Below are 20755 nucleotides of genomic sequence, written 5' to 3'. Positions count from 1 at the left end.
TCCGTTTCTCCGTTTAAGCATCCGTTGAAAACGGTTCAGGCAAACTCTCGCGTTGTTGTTGCCCCCTCACAATCCCCATCACCGCCGCCAGAATCAGAATCGCGCCGAGCCACTGGGCCGGGCCAAGCCGCTCACCCAAAAAGATTGTTGCGCCGGCCACGCCGAAGATCGGGATCAGGTTGAGAAACTGCCCGGCGGTGCTGGCCGGGACTTGCTTCAGGCCGACGATGTAAAACCAGAAGGCAAAGGCATAGTAGGTCAGCCCTGAGATAGCGGCCCACAACCAGGTGCTCAGGCTGATGACTGCTGTTTCACCGCGCAACAACTCAACCGGCCAGATCGCCAGCGCCCAGATGAGGGCGAACGTTTGCTGAACGGCGATCACCAGTAGTGGATCGGCGTCCGCCGCCAGCCGCCGGGTGATGACGGTGTAATAAGCACAACAGGCGACACCGGCCAAGATGAGCGCGTTGCCCAGCCACGAGCCGCCGCTCCCGCCCAATCCGAGGATCATCACCATGCCAAACATGGCAATGGCGGCTAACCCGACGAGAGTCGGCGTGAGTCGCTCGCGCAGAATCAGTCCCGCCAGAATCAGAATCAAAATCGGCTCGGTTCCCCACAACAGAGCCGACATGCTGGCCGTGGTGAGCGTCAGGCCGATGAGGCTGAAGGTGTAGGCCAGGCCGGGGTTGAGCAAGCCGGTGAGGCCGAGCCGCAAGATGTCTCTGCGCTGAGGCAGGCGCAGTTTTTGCGCGGCGACGACGGCCCACAGAAAGACGACGCTGACGACGAGTTGAGCGGCCAGCAGAGTCAGCGGCGGCACGTCCGCCAGCACGCGCTTGGTCATCACTCCGCCCAGCCCCCAGCAGGCGGCGGCCAGCACCATTGAGACGGTGAAGTTCCGGGTTGACGTGTTTTTCATGTTGGACTCCGTGCTGTTGGTTTTGACTATAAGGCCAACTTGCAGTTTGTCAATCTTTGATTCCGAATCTTTATCGTCGCTCCACTCAGGGTGTTAGCCGCCTTTCAAATCGGAACATCTGCCGTCCTCCTAACGTCTTTCCTTCAGACACCGTAGCTCAAGATGTCATCTTGCGCCACACAGGAGGCCCGCCATGTCCCATCACGTTTCACGTTTGACGTTTGTCGTCTTCACGCTCCTCTCTCTTCTCCTCACACCCCTCACCGCCCTCGCCGACGGCATCATCATCATTGATCCGCCGCCGTGTCTGCCGGAGCAACCGTGCCCGCCGCCGTGCGACCAGCTAGGCTCGCCGCTGCCCTGCCCGCCGTTTCCAATTGGCGATCAACTCGAAATTAAGTATCACCGCGTCTCGGTGACAATTGAGAATCAAATCGCCGTCACCAAAGTAGACCAACTGTTTTACAACCCGAACGACTGGCAGGCTGAGGGCATGTACATCTTCCCGGTTCCCAAAGACGCGCTGGTGAACAACTTTGCCATGTGGGTTGACGGCGAAAAGATCGAAGCCAAAATTTTGGACGCCGACGAAGCCAAACGCATCTACACCGACATCGTCGCCAAGCGGCGCGACCCGGCCCTGCTCGAATACCTCGGCCAGGGCGCGGTGCAGGCCAGCGTCTTCCCCATTCCGCCCGACGGCGAACGCCGCATCCAACTCGAATACTCGGAAGTGCTCGCGGCTGATAATGGCCTCATCCGCTACCTCTACCCGCTCAACACCGAAAAGTTCTCGGCCAGGCCGCTCGACTCGGTCAGCATCAGCGTCACCGTCAAATCGGCGGACGCGATTCGGGCTGTGTACTCGCCCACCCACAAGATCGGCCTCGACCGCCCCGACAAGTTCAACTTCACCGCCAGCTACGAAGAAAACGACGTGACGCCCGATCAGGACTTCGAGTTGTTCTACAGCGTCTCGCCCGAAAACATCGGCCTCAACCTGCTCACTTACCGCGACCCTTCGGCAGGCTCAGGGCAAGGTCTAATCGAAGACGGCTTCTTCGTCCTCCTGGCCGCCCCCGGTGTTGACGTTGACACCGAGGTGATCGCCAAAGACGTGATTCTCGTCCTCGATCAATCGGGCAGTATGGACGGAAGCAAGATCGAGCAGGCCAAATCGGCGCTGACTTATGTGCTGGAGCATCTCAACGACGACGACCGATTCAACATCATCGCCTTCAGCACCGGCTCACAGCAATTTGCCAACGGCCTGCAACCCGCCTCCCGCGCCGGGGCCGCCGCCGACTGGGTGGGCGGCCTCCGCGCCGAGGGCGGCACCAACATTGAGCGCGCCTTGCTCGAGGCGATGGACGTGGCCGACCGCGAGCGCCCGACGATCCTGATCTTCCTGACCGACGGCCTGCCGACCGAGGGTGTAACCGACTCGGATCAGATTCTCCGCGACGTGAATAACGCCGCCCCGGGCAACGTCCGGCTGTTCACCTTTGGCGTCGGCGACGACGTGGACACGATCCTGCTCGACAGTTTAGCCGACGACAATCACGGCGCGAGCGCCTACGTGCGCCCCGATGAGCGCCTTGACGAAGCCGTGTCGGCCTTCTATGCCAAAGTGCAAGCGCCGGTGCTGGCCGATCTCAAGATAGACTTTGGCAACGTTCTCGTTTCGGACATGTATCCTGATCCTCTGCCCGACTTGTTCGCCGGGAGCCAGTTGGTGCTGGTGGGCCGCTATCGCGACGGCGGCGACACAACCATCACCTTGAAAGGCAACGTGAACGGCGAAACGCGAGCGTTTGAATACGGGCGACTGCGCTTCCGCGACTCTGGCGGCGACGATTTCATTCCGCGCCTGTGGGCCACGCGCAAGATCGGCTACCTGCTCAACCAGATTCGGTTGAAGGGCGAGAACGAGGAGTGGGTGAAGACCATCGTCAACCTCAGCGTGCGCTACGGCATCGTCACGCCGTATACTTCATATTTGATCACCGAAGACGACATTCTCTCGACGGAAGGCCGTGAGCGCGTAGTGACGGATGCGTTTGAGGCGCTACAACTCGCGCCGCCAGCGCCGGCTTCCGGCGGCGGCGCAGTGAGGGCCTCGCAAGATCAGGCCGCGCTGGAAGCCGCCGAGGCCGCCGCCGCGCCAGCCGAAGAATACGCGCAGGCGGTGAAGATCGTCGGCACGCGAACGTTCATCAACGTGGACGGCGCGTGGACGGATACGCAGTTCGATCCGTCGGCGATGACGACCACGCCGGTGCAGTTCGCCGGCGACGACTACTTTGCTCTCGTCGCCGCCCGGCCCGAACTAGGGGCGGCCTTTGCGTTGGGCGAGCGAGTGATTGTGGTGAGCGAAGGCGTGGCCTACGAAGTGACCGCCGAGGAAGCGCCGCCGGTTTCCATTCCAGAGACGGCGACCCCTGAGTCGCAGGCGACGGGGCAACCGGTCTCCATCATCACGCCGACTCCAGCCGTCACCGAAATCCCGCCCACACCATCGCCAAAGAGCGGCGGCGCCTGCCCCGGCGCTTTTGTCGTGTTCGGTTTGATGGCAATGCCGTTTATGGTGAAGAGCCTGAAGAGGAGATAGAGTTGCTTTCCCGTCATTCCGGCGGGTTTCGGGCTGGATGAAGTGGGAAACGGAATCTAAACCACAACGCTCCGCGATCTCGCTCGCCATTTCGGCGAACAAGATGCGGAGCGCTCATTTTCTCCTGATGTAGTTGCGCGTTACTTGATAAAGAACGACAGCACCACCAGAATGGCAATCAAGCCGCCGGCCAGCAGGCCGATGCGTTTGAGGTCGGAGACGACGTGGGTGTAGTCGGCGGTGATGGTTTCGCGGGGCGCAAGCCCGGAGCGCGGGGCTGAGGCCGCTTCACCGCCGCCCGCAGCGGCAGGCTGGGCCGGGGCCACCGGGCCGGTGTACATCGGCACGTTCGGTCGTCGCGCCTTCTTGGATTTCTTGCTCATGTGTTTCTCCTTGGAAAGCTGTCAGTTTTCAGCCAACAGCGGTTAGTTTGTACCGCAAAGATAATACCGCGAGTTGCCGGGTTCGTACAGAGACGGGAAAGGAAGGAAATCACCTTGTCACCCAATCACCCCTTCATCTTGTCACTTCTTCAGTTCGGCAAACACCACAATCCGCTGAGTGTCCACAAGATAGGGATAGCACGAGATGAGGGTGAGGGTCGGGCCGACAGTCGGATCCATCACCGACACTTTGGTTGGCTCGACGATTTCTTTGCTGGTGATGACGTAAACGAATTTCTCGGCCTGAGTGTAAACTGTCACTTCGTCGCCCGGATTCAACAACTCCAGGTCGCGGAAGATTTGGCCGAAGATGTCGTTGTGGGCCGAGAAGACCATGTTGCCCGGCTGGCCCGGGTCGGCTGTGCCGAGGTGTTGCCCCACGCCTTTCTTGAGCTGGTCGAACGAGTCGCCCTGTACCACCAGTGCGTCCACATTGATGCCTGAGATTCCAACACGAACAGCTTGTTTGGGGCCGGGTGTTGGAATGGCGATGGCCGGCAGGGCCTGCACCGCTGGTCGCAGGTTCACCGGAATTTCGTCCAAGTTGAACTGGGCGCCGCCGGGCGAGGTGGGCGGGGTGTGGCCGGACGGCAGGACGACAGCAGTGATCAGAGCCGTGGGTTGAGGCGAGGGCAAAGCGGTGGGCGCGAGCGCCTGCGCCACTTCGGTGTTGAGCGTTTGCCACAACGTGGCCGAGTTGATCAGCAAATATAGCAGGCCAACCACCGCGCCGATTTCAACGACGAGCAGAACTGAGTTGAAGATACGGGTGAGAAGAGGCTTAGGCCCGCTTGGGGCGATGGCCGGCGCCGGGGCCGTCACGGTCTCCAACACTTGCGCCCGGCCCGCCCGGCCCCGGGCGCGCAATTTTCGCAAACGCGCCTCACGAGCCTCGTGCTTTTTAATCGCCAGCACTTGCTCCAGCTCTTCAATTGAAAGGTCGTCTACGGAGCGCCGGTCTTTCATTTTTTATCAGACCTGCCAGGTTTCAAAAACCTGGCAGGTCTGCTCTCTATTTCTTCTCCGCCACCGCAAACACTTCGCGTTCAAAGAACCAGCGGAACGGCGGCCACCGGAACAGCACAGCGCGGGCGGCGGCGAGCACCTTGCTCTCGTTCCGGTTTTGCGGCGGGCTGTCGAGCCACACCTTTTTAATCCCAAACCCAACAGCGCGCAAGGCCCGCCACAGCGAGAGGCCGCTCTGCTCGTTGACGTGAACATCCACGTTTACGGCCACGTTGAGGGCGCGCGGGTTGGCCGGATATTTTGCCCCTTCACCTTTCAGTATACGAAACAACCGCACGAACGGGTAAGCGTAACGGTCGTACCAGACGTTGGGCGCAGTGTGAACAATGAACATACCTCCTGGCTTCATCACCCGCCGGGCTTCCAGCATGGCCTGGCGCAGCTCCCAGGGATACAAATGCTCCACCACGTCAAACATCAAGACGCGATCAAAGTAACCGTCGGGAAACGGCAGGCGCTTCGCGTCCGACCGGGCGACTCCGGTCTTGCCCGGCGCCTGGTTCTCGTTGGCAACCGCCTTTTGGCTCATCGCCACTGCCACAGGCGCATAATCCACGCCAAAGGCGTCGGCGCCCAGCCGGGCGCAGTGGCGCACAATCTCGCCGCGCCCGCACCCCACGTCCAGCACCTTCATGCCGGGCGTGATCTCGGCCACGGCAAAGGCGGCGGCCAGACGGCGCGAGAGGCGCTCGCCCTGGCTCTCTGAAAACTCCTCGAAGCCTTCGCAGGCGTGCAGAAAGTAGTCTTCGGTGTAAAGGTCGGGCGGCAATGAGGGGCGATTAGTCATGATGCAAGAATTATACTGTAGGGGCGAAGCATTCTGGACGAGACTCGAAGTTCGCCAAAGATCTCGCTCCGAATGCTTCGCCCTTACCTTAGACGATTTGCAACAGACGTGACCAACAATTGAAATTCGGGAACGCGCAGACGGGCCAGGAGAAGGGCATAGACGACAAGGGCCAGGGCCGACGGAATGGCAACCTCGGCGGCGCGGGTGAGAAGGTTGGGGACCAGGGGCAAGCGACTCAACAGGGACAGGGCCAGCCCGGCCATTCCCCCGGTGAGGGCCGAGGCCAGGGCGCATTTCAACAGAGTCGGCGTCAACGTGGTGCGGCCCAGGCCGCCGATGCGGCGCGAGAGCATGAGTCCCGTAACCAGGGCGTGAGTCACCTGTTTGAGCGAGTCGGCAATCATCAGGCTATACAGGCCGAGCGGCTTGTTCAGCATCAAGGCGGCAACCAGATAAACCACGACGCTGATCACGCCGATCATCGAAGGCGTGAACGTGTCTTTGCGGGCATAGAAGGCGAAGATGAGCATCTGATCAACGGCGGCAAAGCTCAGGCCGAGCAAAAAGAGCTGCAGAACCAGAGCGGTTTGCCGGGCGTCGTCGGGCGTGAACTTCCGGCCTTCGTACAACAGAGTCACGATAGGCCGGGCCAGCACAAACAGGCCGACCGTGGCCGGGACGATGAGAAGGATGACGAGGTTGAGGCCTTGAACCAGCGTGGCTTTGAATTCATCGTTGACGGTTTGGCGGGAGAGGGTGGGCAGGATGGCAAACGACAGGGCGGTGGCGACGAGGCCGAGCGGGAATTGATAGATGAGGGTTGCGTAGTTCATCCACGACACGCCGCCTTCGCCGGCGCGATAGGCCAGGCCGAGGCCGATGTAAATGGATGTTTGGGTGATGATCAGGCCGATGATGATGGGCACGTACAACTCAAAGATTCGGCGCAGGCCGGGATGCCGGATGTAAAGCGCCGGGCGGAGATAGGCCAGCGCATCGCGCAAGGCCGGAAGTTGCACCAGCAGTTGCAGGATCGCGCCGAAGAACAGCCCGGCGGCCATGGCCTGCACGCCCCACTTCGCCGCAAAGGCCAGCGCGAAGATTACCATCGAAGCGTTGAACACGGCGGCGACAAAAGCCGGGGTGGTGAAGCGCTTGAGCGAATAAAGCAGGCCGGAGACAATGCCCGACAGACTCAGGAACACGACGGCAGGCAACGTGATGCGGAGCAGTGAGGTCTCAAGCGTGAGCGGCGAGGTTGCCGGCGCGCCGCTGATGACGCGGGCGATGACGGGCGCAAAGAAAGTGACGGTGATCATTAGCATCGAGAGCAGGGCCGCCGCCAGGGTGAGCAACGTCGAAGCCAGCTTCCACAACTCGTCGCGGCGTTCCGGCGCCGCGTATTCGCTGAACACCGGCACCAGCGCCGAGTTGACGATGCCGCCTGTCACCAGTTCATAAATTTGAATCGGCACGATCAGGGCGATGTTGAGCGCGTCCACCTGGCCGGTTGCGCCGAAAAGGCGCGCCTTGACCACCTCGCGAGCCAGACCCAGCACGCGGCTGGCGATGTTGCCCAGTGCGATCACCGACGCGGCACGGGCGATGGCGGGAAGTTCGGATGAGGGCGCAACGGCTGGCTTGTGGTTCAAGAGGCAAACGTCAAACGTGAAACGTGAGGGTTACGTTTTGTAGCTTACGTTTTACGGATTCGGTCGAGCAAGGCAGAAGTGGAATGATCGGGCACGAGGGGCAGGAGAGTGATGGTTGCGCCGGTGGATTCGGCGGTGGCGCGTTCGGGCAAGGGCTTTGCGGCGTAGTCGCCGCCTTTGGCGTAAACGTCGGGGCGCAGGGCCAGAAGCAGGTTGTCGGCAGTCAGTTCGTCAAACAAAATGGCGGCGTCCACGCAGGCTAGCGAGGCGATGAGTCGCGCTCGCTCCCCGGCTGGCACAAAAGGTCTCCCTTCACCTTTAAGTTGCCGGGCCGAGCCGTCGCCGTTAACGCCCACAAACAGCGCGCCGCCCAGCGCCCGCGCTTGCTCCAGGTAGTCCACGTGGCCGACATGCAAGAGGTCGAAGACGCCGTTGGTGAGCACCAGCTTCTGGCCGCTGGCGCGCAAAGCCTCGCGCCGGGCGGCGGCTTCGGGCAGGGTGAGGAGGGGCATCATCGGGCCAGGCTTCCGAAGCGCTTTGCTCCGCTTCAAAAAACTTCAGAAGCCTGATGAGAACTACGGCAATTGGTAAACGGCGAAATCGTCAAAGCGAATCTCGTCATTGCTGGATTCGTTCGTCCAGCCGAACACGCCCACGTCGCTCTGCGGCAGGCCGGAGATGCTGGCCGAGTCGATGAACTGGCCGTCCACATACAACTCCAGCAAATCATTGGAGCAGGTAGCGCCCAATTCGTACGAAGCCGCCCCGGTCGGGATCGCCTCAGACTGCGCCCACCCGCCATCGCCCGTCAGGAATGTGTCCTCGCTGTTGGTATAGTGAATGATGGCGTAGTAACCGTCGGCATCAATCGCCATATAATAATAGTCACTGTTGTCCTGAAAGCCACACATGATCCCGAACGAAGTATCGTGACCGACGCTGGCCAGGTTGGCTGTGACATTGATGAACACGTTTGAGAACTGCGAACGGTTTGAATTTGACCAGACGAACCAATCGGTCTTAAAAAGCTTGATTGCCATGTCGCCGCTCTCGTAAACTGCCGCGCCGTTTTCACTCTCGAACGTGCTCCAGCCGCTGTTCTCATCCTCGAAGTCGTCGAAGAAAAGCACTGGCGGCGCGGTCGGCTCCGGGGTGGCCGTAGGTTGCGGCCTGGGCGTGGGCGTAAACGTCGGCGTGGGTTGCGGAGTCGGCGTGCTCGCGTTTGAAAACACGGCCACCAGGCCAATGCAGGAACATACGACCAAAGCAATCACCAGAACAACGCCGACAATGATTCCCACACTGCCGCCGACGAGCATCCCGCCAAGCCCGCCTTTCTTCGCCGGTGGAGCCGTCACTGTGCCTGTAGCCGCCACCGGCATTCCGGCCTGAGTGCCGGGCGGCAAGGGTGCGCCCGGCCCGGTGGGAGGTCGGCTCACCGGAGCCGGTTCGATGAGGGTAGCGGCAGTGTTTGCCGGTTTGGGTTCGGGCCAGGTGGGCGAGTCGGCGCGCGGAAAGGCGGCCTTGGCCAAGGCCTGGGCGAACTCGGTCGCGGTTTGATAACGCTCGATGGGATATTTGGCGAGCGCCCTTTGGATCACGGCTTCAACCGGGTCGGGAATGTCGGGCCGGTTTTCGCGAATGGGCGGCGGCGGCTCGGTGGCGTGTTTGAGCATCACCCCGATCGGTGTGGTGGCTTTGAACAAGTTGTGGCCGGTGAGGGCCTGGTAGGCCACCACCCCCAGCGAATAAATGTCCGAGCGGCCATCGAGGGCTTCGCCGCGCGCCTGCTCCGGACTCATGTAGTCGGGCGTGCCCACGATGCCGGTTCCGGTCATACTCGACGAGGCTTCGAGGGCTTTGGAGATGCCGAAGTCGCCGAGGAAGGGCGTGTCGTGCTGATCGAAAAGAATGTTGCTGGGCTTGATGTCGCGATGGATCACACCCTGCTGGTGAGCGTAATCAAGCGCGGAGGCAATGGGCGTGATGAGGCGCACCACTTCGGCCAGCGGCATGGGCGCGCGCAAGCGGTCGGCCATGGTGCCTTTGGCCATGAGCGGCATGACGATGTAAGGCACGTCGTTGGCCGTGCCAAAATCGTAGAGCGGCAAAATGGACGGATGCGTGAGCTTGGCCAGGGTGCGGGCCTCGGCCAGGAAGCGTTGCGAGAAATTCGGGTCGTGCAGAAATTCGGGCGGCAGGATTTTGACGGCTACCGAGCGATCAATGGACTCCTGATAACCGCGATAGACGGAGGCCATGCCGCCGCGCCCCAGTTGGGCGACGAGTTTATAAGAACCGAACATCTGGCCGGTGAAATCAGTGGGCATATTTTGCTTCCTTCAACTTCAATTCAGACCCTAAGGGTCTTGGAGATCATTGTACTCGCCGCAAGGCTGGCGCGCAAAGAAGGCTTTTGGTAGCGTGTAACAACGTTCGGGCGACAGTTGAACTGTCGCCCGAACATTGAGCGTTCTCTAGTTCTCCGCCAGCACGATCACCCGGTCAACGTCGGCAAACGTCACCTTCTCGGATTTGTTGGGGTTGACGACGACGCCGTAGGCTTTTTCCGGATCCTTGGCGTTGGCCTTCAGCTTGTAACCCAGAGCCACCTCGCCCCGGCGGCGGGCGGCTTCCACCACCGTGTAAAAGTTCACCGCCTCGCCTGCGGCCACGTAGTTCGTCGCCGGCTTCAAATAAATCTCCGAGCCTTCCGGGTCAAACAGATCGGTGAAGACGGCGTTGAGTTCCTTGTTTTCGGAAATTTGCGAGAGAAGCAGGCTGATCAACTTCTCGCTGACGATAAAGTCGTCGGGGCGGGCGACTTCGGCCAGGGCGCGGTTGCGAATGTCGAGCATCTCGCTGACGACGGAGAAGGTATTGCCAGTGCGGTCGCCGATGTCGCGCAAATGCAAAAGGGTGATGAGGGCGTGCGCGTCGGCCTGCTGTTGCTCCAGCAGGTCGGAGCAGAGGATGATGACGTGGTTGTACGATGGAATATCCAGTTCGTCGAGAGTGCGGCGGTCGGTGGTGTCGCCGCGCTGGAAGGCCACTTTCTGGTTGAAGATGTCCGGGCACTGGCGGGTGATCTCGGCTTCCCCGTCCTCGATGTCGGCCACGATGGTGACGGCTGAACCGGCGGCGACGTAATTGTCGAGTTCGTTGATGACGGTCGGCACGCGCCAATTCCAACCGAGAATGAGAGTCCGTTCGGGCTTGGCGTCTCCGCTTTTGGCTTCACGAATCGCGCCGGCGTTGAGGCCAACATCCTTCAAACCGGAAAGGCGGATGGTGTCGTCGTCTTCGGAGATGGCGATGATCTGGTCGCCCCCGGCGATGACGCTATCCATCGGCGGGTTGAGTTGCACGTCGCCGTCCTTGAGCCGCAAACCGATGATGGCGGAGTCTTCATAGGCCAGCAGAGCCTCGCCAAACGTTTTGCCGGTGAGGCCCGGCTCGGCCTTGAAATAAATTTCGTCGCCGCCGAAGTCGAGCAATTCGGTGTAGACGACGGAGAGGCCCGACTGGCGGCAGGTCTGCACGGTGATGCGCGAGATGAGATCGCCAACCAGCACCAGTTCGGCTTCGCCGCCGCCTACCATCTTCGCCACGTCCATGTTGCGCGGGTTTTGAATCTCGGCCACGATGTGATACTGCCCGGCCCGGCGGTTGGGGCTGTTGGTGATGGCCAGCAGAGTCTTGATCGCGCTCGAGTCCGGGTCGTCGTCTTCGGGCGCAAGGATGATGATGGACTTGGACGTTTGCAGGCCGACGATACTCAGGTCGTTGAGGTCAATGGGGTTGCCGGTACGGCAGACGATGCGCGTGCGGCCCGCCTTCTCGATCCGATCCTTGATCTCGTCTTCCATTTCCACTTTGTCTTTGTCGCCCAAAATGACGATGCAGGGATTCTTCTGGTTGGCGTTTGCCAGAACGAGTTCGGAGATGATGGGAAAGATTTGCGACGACCAGCCGAGGATGACGGTGTGGCCGCTTTCGATGACGGTGGAGCGGCCTTTGCGGAGTTCGTCGAGTTTGTCTTCCAGGCCGTTGTTGATCACGCCAATGAGGGCGCTAATGACGAAGATGCCGCCAAAGGTGACGACTAACATAGAAAAGAAGAAGACTGGAGTGCCTTCATCGCCGCCCATCGTGCCCGAGTCCAAAGTGCGTAGCAGACTCATTCGCAGAAGATCGATAAAGGTGAATTCCGGGGCGGCTCTGGTGAGCCAGACGAGCAGGGAAATAACGAGGATGATGATGGCTGAAGCTACTGCCAGCCCGCCGATAAGGGCAATCGTGCCTTTGGACATGTAATTGTCGAATGCATAACGAAGCCGGGCGCTAAAAGTTGGTTGTTTCATAAAAGAAGACTCTCCTTAGGGAAGTTTGGGCAGGACCTTTTTGACTGCTTTTTCAAGTTCTTCGAGGGTGACAGGTTTGAAAAGATAAGCGTTTGCTCCGGCTTTGGTCACGTGATCCACCAGGCGCGGGTAAGTCTCCGACGACAGGACAATGGTAGGAATGTCCCTGAAGCGTTCGGTCTTGCGAAGCCACTCCAGCACGTCAAGGCCGGAGACTTGCGGAATGTTGAGGTCGAGCATGAGCAGGTCGGGCAGAGACCTGGCGTCGAGCAAACGGCGGGCAAAATCGCGGGCGTTGGGGAAAGTCTCGGCTTCAAAGTCGAGCAACTTAAATAACATTTTCACCGCTCGCGCCATTTCTCGATCATCGTCAACAATGAAAACGGTGCGCACAAAAAACAACTCCTTTTACCAGTTCGCAGTATACCATCGCATGTAATCGGGCAAGTGCTCGGCCCAGTAAGCGCGGGTGTGCGAGCCGGGGCTGAGGTGGTAGTCGTGGGCAATGTCGCGCCGGGTCAGCGCCCCGTCAAGCCAGTCGGCTGAGACAAGAAGCGAGTCGTTGTCGCCAATGTCAATATAAAAGCGCGGCATAAGGTCGGGCGGAATCTTGTTGAGCCAGCGGCTTACTTCGGTCTCGTCGCTGTAAAAGATAGCAAGGCTGTGCAGGCCCAACGCGCCGAATAAATCGGGGTGTTGGAGGCCGATGTGTAGCGCCCAGCCCGCGCCGCGCGACATGCCGCCCAGTGCGCGGTGGTCGCGGTCGGCTACGGTGCGGTAGCGCGAATCAATATACGGAAGAACATCGTTCACCAGCGCCTCGCCAAAACGATCATCCTTGCGCTCGCGAGGCATGACGACGAGGAGGGGCGAGGTGTCGCCACTGTTAATCAACGAGTCGGCGGTTGCCCCGGCGCCGATCTCATCCCACGTTTTCTCGTTCATCTCCTGCCCGTGAAGCAAATACAGCACCGGGTACGATTCCCGTTGATAAATCTTGTAACAGGGCGGCAGATAGATTTGCAGTTCGATGGGATAGTTGAGAGTCCCCGAGTCTAGCTGGTCGGCGATGACGAGGCCTTTGCGTTCAACACAAACCGGAGTGGGCGAATTGGAGAGGGTGAGGGTCGCGCTAGCGGTTGCAGTGGCGGTTCGGGCGGCTGTGCGTGAGGCAGTAGCGGTCGGCGCGGAGGTGTGAGTGGCCGGAGCAGGTGTTGGTGTGGGCGGGGCGACGTTGGCGTAAGCAGGTGAGGAGCAAGCGGCGAGCAGGAGAGCAAGGCAGAAGCGCCGGAGCATTTCTTGAACGGAACGCGGCATGGCGAGATTATACTCGACCAAACTGTATTGTACGGGGTAGTGACAATGTACCGAATGTCGAACAAATACTATTTCATTGAAGCCAATCAGACCAAATTAGTCTTTTTGATTCTAGTATCAAATGAGCGTTCACGAACAGGCAGTTTTCATCAATAAGAAAGTTTTAGTAAGCGAATCGTCAATAACTAATTACTAGCGATTGACATGACTAGTTCTAAGTTCTATTCTATCGTTTGGATTAAGGGACGCCCAAGACTTAGCCCTCAAAACAAATAGAGGTAGCTGGCATGGACTCCCTCCGTGGGTGCTAACAACTTAACGCAATCTAATGGAGGTGATGATCTGAGGGCCTAGTTTGGTCGCTCACCAGCCCGGGGGTTTGGGTTGGCAAAGCCCTCAGGGAGCCAGTAGCGAAACCGGCCATATTGTTATGGGCGGTTTTTTATTTTAAACGGGGCCGCCCCCCTCAAAATTGTTCCATCGGGAGGAACACATGAAGCAAAAATTGTCGCAACTCACTGTCAATGTCGGCGCAATCTTGATCATTGCTTTGCTGGTGCTCTCCACAACCGGCGCAGCCAACGCCAGCTTCACCAGCATGAGTGCAACGCTGAACGGCAGCGCCCCGCCCATCACTGTTGGCCCTAACGCTTCCATCACTGTAGCCCTCACTGTCACGGTGAATAGCACCGGCGGCAACAACAATTGGAAGGCAACGCGCTGGCAACTCGATGGCGGAGCGACAACGTGTATCAACCACGCCGATCATGCGGCCACTGTCACATTCACTGAAACGTTCGCCATCGCTGGCCCTGCTACGATCGGCAACCACGATCTGGCGCTTCGAGCGTACAACACCGATGACTGTAGCGGTAGCGGGGCCGTTACCCTCAATTTGAATAATGGAATCGTTGTCCCCAACCCCGCCGGCAACCTCGATCAATGCGCCAACGGCGGCGTGGGCGATCCGCCCATTCTATGCAACGGCGCCGCCTGGCAGAACGGCAACCTCAACGGCAACCAAGCTCATTACAGGGAAAGCGACTCGGTGCCATATCGCATGAGGCTCAGCAACATTGCCACTTCCGGCACTCACACGCTTGTTATTGAATGGGATACCACCCAAACTGGCAAACACGCCATTGACTATCTCACGAGCTTCGACCGCACCGAAACCACCGCCCTCCCATGTTCGGGCGTGGCCGGGTGCGGGTCGCCCGCCACCTTCCCCATTCCAGTCGATCCGAACGTTACTAAAGGCCAGAATGGCGTTGACGACGCACCCGCCGGCCCCACTGGCGGCGACGACATTACCCAGGCCCCCGGCAACTTCACCTGCTTCAACTGCACCATCACCTCAGCCTCGGCTTACACTTTAACTGGCACTTACGCCGGCAACAGCCAAACCCGAATCACAATCTCATTCACTTCCACCAGTGCAACTCCGGTCATCGCCTGGGGCGGCCACATCGGCTCGCAAATTAACTGGGGCATCGGCAACAGCGCCAGCGCTATCGCTGGTTCACCTTATCACATGCGCCTCATTAGTTTGGATGGCGCGGGCGGCAACCAGGATCGTTCACTGGCCTCCGGCGCAGTCCCGCCCATCCCCGGCCTCACCACGCAAGTCAGCACCTCTACCATTAATGTGGGCCAGCCAGTGACCGACACGGCCACCTTCACTCAGGTTGGAACCAACGGCCCGGTGACTGGCACGGTGAAATTCTTCGTTTGCGGGCCGTTCGTCTCAGCCACGGCCTGCGCCACCGGCGGCACGCAAGTCGGCGGCGCAGTCGCCATCGCCAGCAACTCGGCGGCATCGGCGGCCTTCACCCCGGCGGCTCCCGGCGCTTACTGCTTCCGCGCCGAATACACGCCCGACACACTGGCGAAATACTCACCCATCAATCACACCAACACCACCACCGAATGCTTCACGGCCCTGGCCCTGCCCAACCTGACGATCACCAAACAGGCGGCGGCTTCCCCGGTGAACGCCGGTGACAACATTGGCTTCACCATCACCGTCAACAACACTGGCGGCGGCATCGCCAACAACGTCACTCTTTCCGATCCGCTTCCCACAGGCGCGGGCCTGAGTTGGTCAATCGCCAACACCACTGGCGCCCCAACCTGCTCGATCACTGCCGGCGTCCTCAACTGCTCCATCGCCTCGCTTGCCTCCGGCGCGGGTTTCAGCGTCCAAATCACCAGCCCCACGACGGCTGAAAGTTGCGGCACTTATCTCAACACGGCTACTGTTCAGGCGACCAACAACGCCGCTGTCCAGTCTGCCGCGTCCATCACTGTCAACTGCCCGGATGTTGAGATCGTGAAGACTGCCGACAACGGCACGATCAACGCCGGGGATGCCGCCGGTTTCACCCTCACCGTCACCAACAGCGGCGCGGGCACGGCCTACGGCGTCACCGTCTCCGACACCCTGCCCGCCAGCGTCAACTGGACGATCACCCCGCCAGTAGCCGGTTGTTCCATCGTCAGCGGCGTCCTCAACTGCAACCTGGGCAACATGGCTCCTGGCGCAAACGTCGCCATTCACATCAGCGGCCAAACCGACGCCGCCGACTGTGGCCTGTTGGAGAACACGGCCACCGTCACCGCCAGCAACGAACCAACTGCTGTTCAGAACGACAACAGTTCCACTGCCACCATCGCCGTCAACTGCCCGGAAATTGATCTGACCAAGACTCCTGACGCGGCCAACGTGAACGCCGGAGACACGATTGGTTTCACGCTCTCTGTCAACAACGTCGGTCCCGGCACGGCCTACAACGTCACCCTTGCCGATACACTTCCAACCACCGCCGGCCTGAACTGGAGCATCAGCCCGGCCAACCCTGATTGCTCGATTTTGGCCGGCATCCTCACCTGCAACTTCGGGGCGCTCGCGCCGAACACCAGCGCCAGCGTCCACCTTGCTTCGCCCACCACCCCCGCTTCGTGTAGCACGATCAGCAACACCGCCGAAGCCGCCGCCAGCAACGGCAACACCGATCAGGCCACCGGCCAGACCGTCGTTGACTGCCCGAATGTGATGGTGAGCAAGACCGCCGACAACAGTCCCATCAATGCCGGTGACACAGCCAGCTTCACTATCACCGCCGCTAACAACGGCCTCGGCGCGGCTTACGGCGTGACCCTCACCGACAATTTGCCTGCCGGTGTCAATTGGGCCATCAACGGTGGCACGGGCGCAGGGCTGTGCAATATCGCCGGCGGCGCGCTCTCCTGCAACTTCGGCAGCCTGTCTCCCGGCGCGAGCCTCACCGTGACCGTAAGCGGCCAAACCGCCGCCGCCGATTGTGGCGAGTTGGAAAACACTGTCACCATCGCCGCCACCAACGAAGCCGGCCCGGCTCAAAACGACAACACATCTACTGCCAACATCGCCGTCAACTGCCCGGACGTTGAAATCGTAAAGACGGCGGACAACGGCACAATCAGCGCCGGGGACGCCGCCAGTTTCACCGTCACTGTCACCAACAGTGGCAACGGCGCGGCTTATGGCGTGACTCTCAGCGACTCTTTGCCTGCCGGTGTGACCTGGGCCGAGACCGCCGACAGCGACAATGCCTGTCAGGTCAACGGCGCGCCCGGTTCGCAAACGCTCGACTGCGGCCCGCTCACCCTCCCGGCTGGCGAGTCCTTCAGCGTCGCCATCAGCGGTGAAACCGACGCCGCCGACTGCGGCCTGCTGGAGAACACGGCCAGCGTCGTCGCGACCAACGAAGCGTCTGCCGATCAGAGCGACAATGCCTCCACTGCCAACATCGCCGTCAACTGCGCCGATATTGACATCGCGAAAGTTGCGGATAACGGCTCTGTCAACGCCGGCGACTCGATTGGCTATATCATTGCCGTTGCCAACAACGGCCTGGGCATCGCCCGCAACGTAACTCTCACCGACACCCTGCCCGCCAACGCCGGGTTGAGTTGGACGATTGACGGCGGCACGGGCGCGGCGCAGTGCGCCATTGTCGGCGGCGTCCTTACCTGTAACTTCGGCGACCTGGCGTCCAACGCAAGCTTCACCGTCCACATCTCATCGCCGACAACTCCAGCCACTTGTGGCACGGTCGAGAACATCGCCCTGGTGACAACGACCAATGACGGCTCGGCGCAAGCCTCGAGCCAGATTGTCGTCAACTGCCCGAATGTGGCGGTAAGCAAGACGGCTGACAACAGTCCCATCAACGCCGGAGACACGGCCAGCTTCACCCTCACCGTCACCAACAACGGCGCCGGCGCGGCTTACGGCGTCACCCTCACTGACAACTTGCCCACCAACGTCAACTGGACGATCACCGGCGGCACGGGCGCGGGACTGTGCAATATCACCGGCGGCGTGCTCTCTTGCAACTTTGGCAATCTGGCTTCCGGCGCAAGTCTGACCGTACTCGTGAGCGGCGCAACCGATGCCAACGATTGCGGCGAATTGCAGAACACCGCCGCCGTCGCCGCCGCCAACGAAGCGGCGGCTGATCAAGACAACAACAGTTCGACGGCGTCCATCACCGTAAATTGCCCGGACGTGACTGTGATCAAGACGGCGGATGCGCCCACGATTGACGCCAGCGACACGGCGGCCTTCACTATCGTCGTCAGCAACATTGGCCCCGGCGCGGCTTACAACGTCACCCTCAACGACGCCCTGCCCACCGGCATCAACTGGGTAATTGACCCGGCAGTAGCCGGTTGTTCCATCACCGGCGGCGTGTTGTCCTGTAATTTCGCCGGCCTTGCCAGCGGCGACAGCATCACCATTCATGTCAGCGGCGAAACCGATGCCGCCGACTGCGGCTTGCTAGAGAACACCGTCACCATCGCCGCAACCAACGAAGCGGGCGTAAATCAGGGCAACAATAGCTCGACGGCAGCCATCACCATCAACTGCGCGGACATCGAACTGGCCAAGACCGCCGACGATGACTCGGTGAACGCCGGCGACCCGATCGGCTTCACCCTCACGGTGAGCAATGTCGGCGCTGGCACGGCCAAAGGCGTGACTCTCACTGACGCCTTGCCCAGCAACGCCGGCTTGAACTGGACGATTGACCCGCCCGTCGCCGGGTGTTCCATCGTCGGCGGCCTCCTCACCTGCAACTTTGGCAACGTCCCTGCCAGTGGCAACGCCTCTGTTCATATCACTTCGCCGACGACGCCGGACACTTGCGGCAACGTCAACAACCTTGCCAACGTGACTACCACCAACGACGGCCTGGCAGAGGCCAGCGCAGGTATCACCGTGAACTGCCCGAATGTGACCGTGAGCAAGACGGCTGACAACAGCCTCATCAACGCCGGAGACACGGCCAGCTTCACCCTCACCGTCACCAACAACGGCGCCGGCACGGCTTACGGCGTCACCCTCAACGACACTCTGCCGGTCGGCGTCAACTGGAGCGTGGACAACACCACCGACTGCGCCATCGTCAACGGCGTGTTGTCCTGCAACTTTGGCAACCTGGCCAGCGGCGACAACATCACCATCCACGTCAGCGGCGAAACCGATGCCGCCGACTGCGGCACGCTGACCAACACCGCCACCGTCGCCGCAACCAACGAAGCGGGCGCTGATCAAGGCAACAATAGTTCGACGGCGGCCATCACTGTGAACTGCCCGGATGTCACCGTCAGCAAACAAGCCGACGACGCCCTGATCAATCCCGGCGAGACGGCGGCCTTCACCATCGTCGTCAGCAACAACGGCCCCGGCGCGGCTTACAACGTCACTGTGGGCGACACCCTGCCGGGCAACGTGGCCTGGAGCGAAGACAATGCAAATTGCGCCATCGCCAGCGGCGTTCTGTCCTGCAACTTCGCCAGCCTCGCCAGCGGTAATAGCATCACCATTCACATCAGCGGCGTGACCGACACCGGGGACTGCGGCACGCTGAACAACAGCGTCACCGTAGCTGCCGGCAACGAACCGGCCACCGTGCAGAACAACAATTCGGCTCAAGCCACTATCACTGTTGACTGCGCCTACCTGATCGTGATCAAGGACGTCGTCAACGATCACGGCGGCTCGGCCCAGGCCGGCGACTTCACGATGACGATCAACGGGACAACGGTCTACGGTGGAGCCGCCTTCCCCGGCGCTGAAGCCCCGGGCGTTATCAAGGTGGTTGCCTCCGGCGCGTACAACGTCACCGAGAACGGCCCGAGCGGCTATGACGCCGACTTCTCCGCCGACTGCGACAGCACCGTCGGCATCGGCCAGACCAAGACCTGCACCATCACCAACGACGATCAACCCGCCCACCTGATCGTCATCAAGCACGTCATCAACAATAACAGCGGCACGTCGGTGGCCGGCGACTTCACCATGACGATCAACGGCGTCACCGTCCCCGGCGGCGCTTCCCTCCCCGGCGCTGAGGCTCCGGGCGTTGACAGCATCGTGCATCCCGGCAACTACAACGTTACCGAAACCGGCCCGGCCGAGTACAACGCCGGCTTCTCGTCCGACTGCTCAGGCGACATCGCCCTCGGCGAGACCAAGACCTGCACCGTTACCAACGACGACGCCATCCATCCCGCCATTGACATCGTCAAGAGCGTGAACGACGCCCTCATTAACTCCGGCGAGACTGTCACCTACACTTACCTTGTCACCAACACCGGCGACGATCCGCTGATCAATGTGGTTGTGGTGGATGACAAGTGCGCGTCGGTGGCTTACGTTTCCGGCGACGACGGCGACAACGTTCTCGAACCTGGCGAGACCTGGACGTACACATGCTCTACCGCCCTGACTGCGGACACGACGAACATCGCCACTGCCACCGGAACTCACACCGAGGGCGGCACGGTGAGCGACACTGACACAGAGTTCGTGGACGTTCTGCCGACGGTGGACATCGTCAAGTCGGCCAGCCCGGCCACTTTGCCCGAACCCGGCGGCGACTTCACCTTCACCCTGACCGTCACCAACACCTCAACCGAGCCGGTGGTCATCGCCGACCTGACGGATACGCAATCCGGCGCAACGGACTTCACCGCCTGCGCCGCCCTGGTCGGCGCGACGCTGGCTTCGGGCGAGTCGGCCAGTTGCCAGTACACCGTCAACCACACCGACCCCGACGAGTACGACAACATCGCCGGCGTGACCGTTCAGGATGACGAACAGAACCCGGCCTCTGACACTGACGATGAAACCGTCACCGTCACCGACGTGCCATCCTCCATCAGCGTCACCAAGACGCCGGACTCGGACACGATAGACGAGCCGGGAGCGGATGTGGTCTACACGATCATCGTCGAGAACACCAGCCCGGTGGATAACGTGACCATCACCAGCGTCGTTGACGACCAGTTTGGCGACATCAGCGCCGGGTGCCTGCCTGCTCTGTCTTTCACCCTCGCTCCGACCGAATCCCTCACCTGTACCGTCAGCGAGTTGATCGAAGGCAACGCCGGCGACACGCACATCAACGTGGCAACTGCTTACGGCGTTGACGACGACGATGCGACCCTGATCTTTGAAGATGTTTTGCCGACCGGTACTCTCGACAAGTCGGTTGACGTGGCTGAACTGCCCGAACCCGGCGGCGATTTTACTTTCACGCTGACTATCACCAACACGTCCGGCGAGCCGGTAACC

12 protein-coding genes and 1 riboswitch are annotated in these 20755 nt (G+C 60.7%); of the genes, 2 read left to right on the top strand and 10 right to left on the bottom strand.

The features are described 5' to 3' along the window. Positions 1 to 13 precede the first annotated feature (13 nt). Complete coding sequence (locus tag HYZ49_15585) at positions 14 to 925, bottom strand: DMT family transporter (GenBank protein MBI3243706.1); 912 nt, start codon at positions 923 to 925, stop codon at positions 14 to 16. 193 nt (positions 926 to 1118) lie between these two features. Here HYZ49_15585 and HYZ49_15580 point away from each other — a divergent pair, with 193 nt between their 5' ends. Further along, entirely contained in the window at positions 1119 to 3536 is a 2418-nt protein-coding gene (locus tag HYZ49_15580; protein MBI3243705.1) for a VWA domain-containing protein, read from the top strand. Positions 3537 to 3676: 140 nt separating this feature from the next. Here HYZ49_15580 and HYZ49_15575 read toward each other — a convergent pair whose 3' ends face one another. The 9 genes from HYZ49_15575 to HYZ49_15535 all read right to left on the bottom strand — a co-directional run bounded on the left by HYZ49_15575 (position 3677) and on the right by HYZ49_15535 (position 13128). Beyond that, on the bottom strand, positions 3677 to 3919 hold the full coding sequence (locus HYZ49_15575) for a hypothetical protein (protein ID MBI3243704.1): 243 nt from the start codon (positions 3917 to 3919) through the stop codon (positions 3677 to 3679). 141 nt (positions 3920 to 4060) lie between these two features. Continuing rightward, a complete protein-coding gene (locus HYZ49_15570) occupies positions 4061 to 4945 on the bottom strand; it encodes a class D sortase (protein ID MBI3243703.1) in 885 nt (294 codons plus the stop codon). A gap of 46 nt (positions 4946 to 4991) precedes the next feature. Beyond that, positions 4992 to 5792, bottom strand: coding sequence for a class I SAM-dependent methyltransferase (locus HYZ49_15565; GenBank protein MBI3243702.1), 801 nt, complete (start codon positions 5790 to 5792; stop codon positions 4992 to 4994). 83 nt (positions 5793 to 5875) lie between these two features. Continuing rightward, entirely contained in the window at positions 5876 to 7447 is a 1572-nt protein-coding gene (gene murJ, locus HYZ49_15560; protein ID MBI3243701.1) for a murein biosynthesis integral membrane protein MurJ, read from the bottom strand. 44 nt (positions 7448 to 7491) lie between these two features. After that, positions 7492 to 7962: an adenylyltransferase/cytidyltransferase family protein gene (locus tag HYZ49_15555; GenBank protein MBI3243700.1), complete on the bottom strand. Its 471-nt coding sequence runs from the start codon at positions 7960 to 7962 to the stop codon at positions 7492 to 7494. A gap of 60 nt (positions 7963 to 8022) precedes the next feature. Then, entirely contained in the window at positions 8023 to 9777 is a 1755-nt protein-coding gene (locus tag HYZ49_15550; protein ID MBI3243699.1) for a protein kinase, read from the bottom strand. A gap of 147 nt (positions 9778 to 9924) precedes the next feature. Continuing rightward, positions 9925 to 11811, bottom strand: coding sequence for a potassium transporter TrkA (locus tag HYZ49_15545; GenBank protein MBI3243698.1), 1887 nt, complete (start codon positions 11809 to 11811; stop codon positions 9925 to 9927). Positions 11812 to 11826: 15 nt separating this feature from the next. Beyond that, complete coding sequence (locus HYZ49_15540) at positions 11827 to 12204, bottom strand: response regulator (GenBank protein MBI3243697.1); 378 nt, start codon at positions 12202 to 12204, stop codon at positions 11827 to 11829. A gap of 15 nt (positions 12205 to 12219) precedes the next feature. After that, positions 12220 to 13128: a hypothetical protein gene (locus tag HYZ49_15535; GenBank protein ID MBI3243696.1), complete on the bottom strand. Its 909-nt coding sequence runs from the start codon at positions 13126 to 13128 to the stop codon at positions 12220 to 12222. Positions 13129 to 13449: 321 nt separating this feature from the next. Beyond that, positions 13450 to 13559: riboswitch (cyclic di-GMP riboswitch) on the top strand. 62 nt (positions 13560 to 13621) lie between these two features. Here HYZ49_15535 and HYZ49_15530 point away from each other — a divergent pair. After that, on the top strand, positions 13622 to 20755 hold a 7134-nt coding region (locus HYZ49_15530), incomplete at its 3' end, for a DUF11 domain-containing protein (GenBank protein ID MBI3243695.1).

This window comes from Chloroflexota bacterium (assembly GCA_016197225.1).
Lineage (GTDB): Bacteria > Chloroflexota > Anaerolineae > Anaerolineales > VGOW01 > VGOW01.
This window is presented reverse-complemented; position numbering and strand designations above follow the sequence as displayed.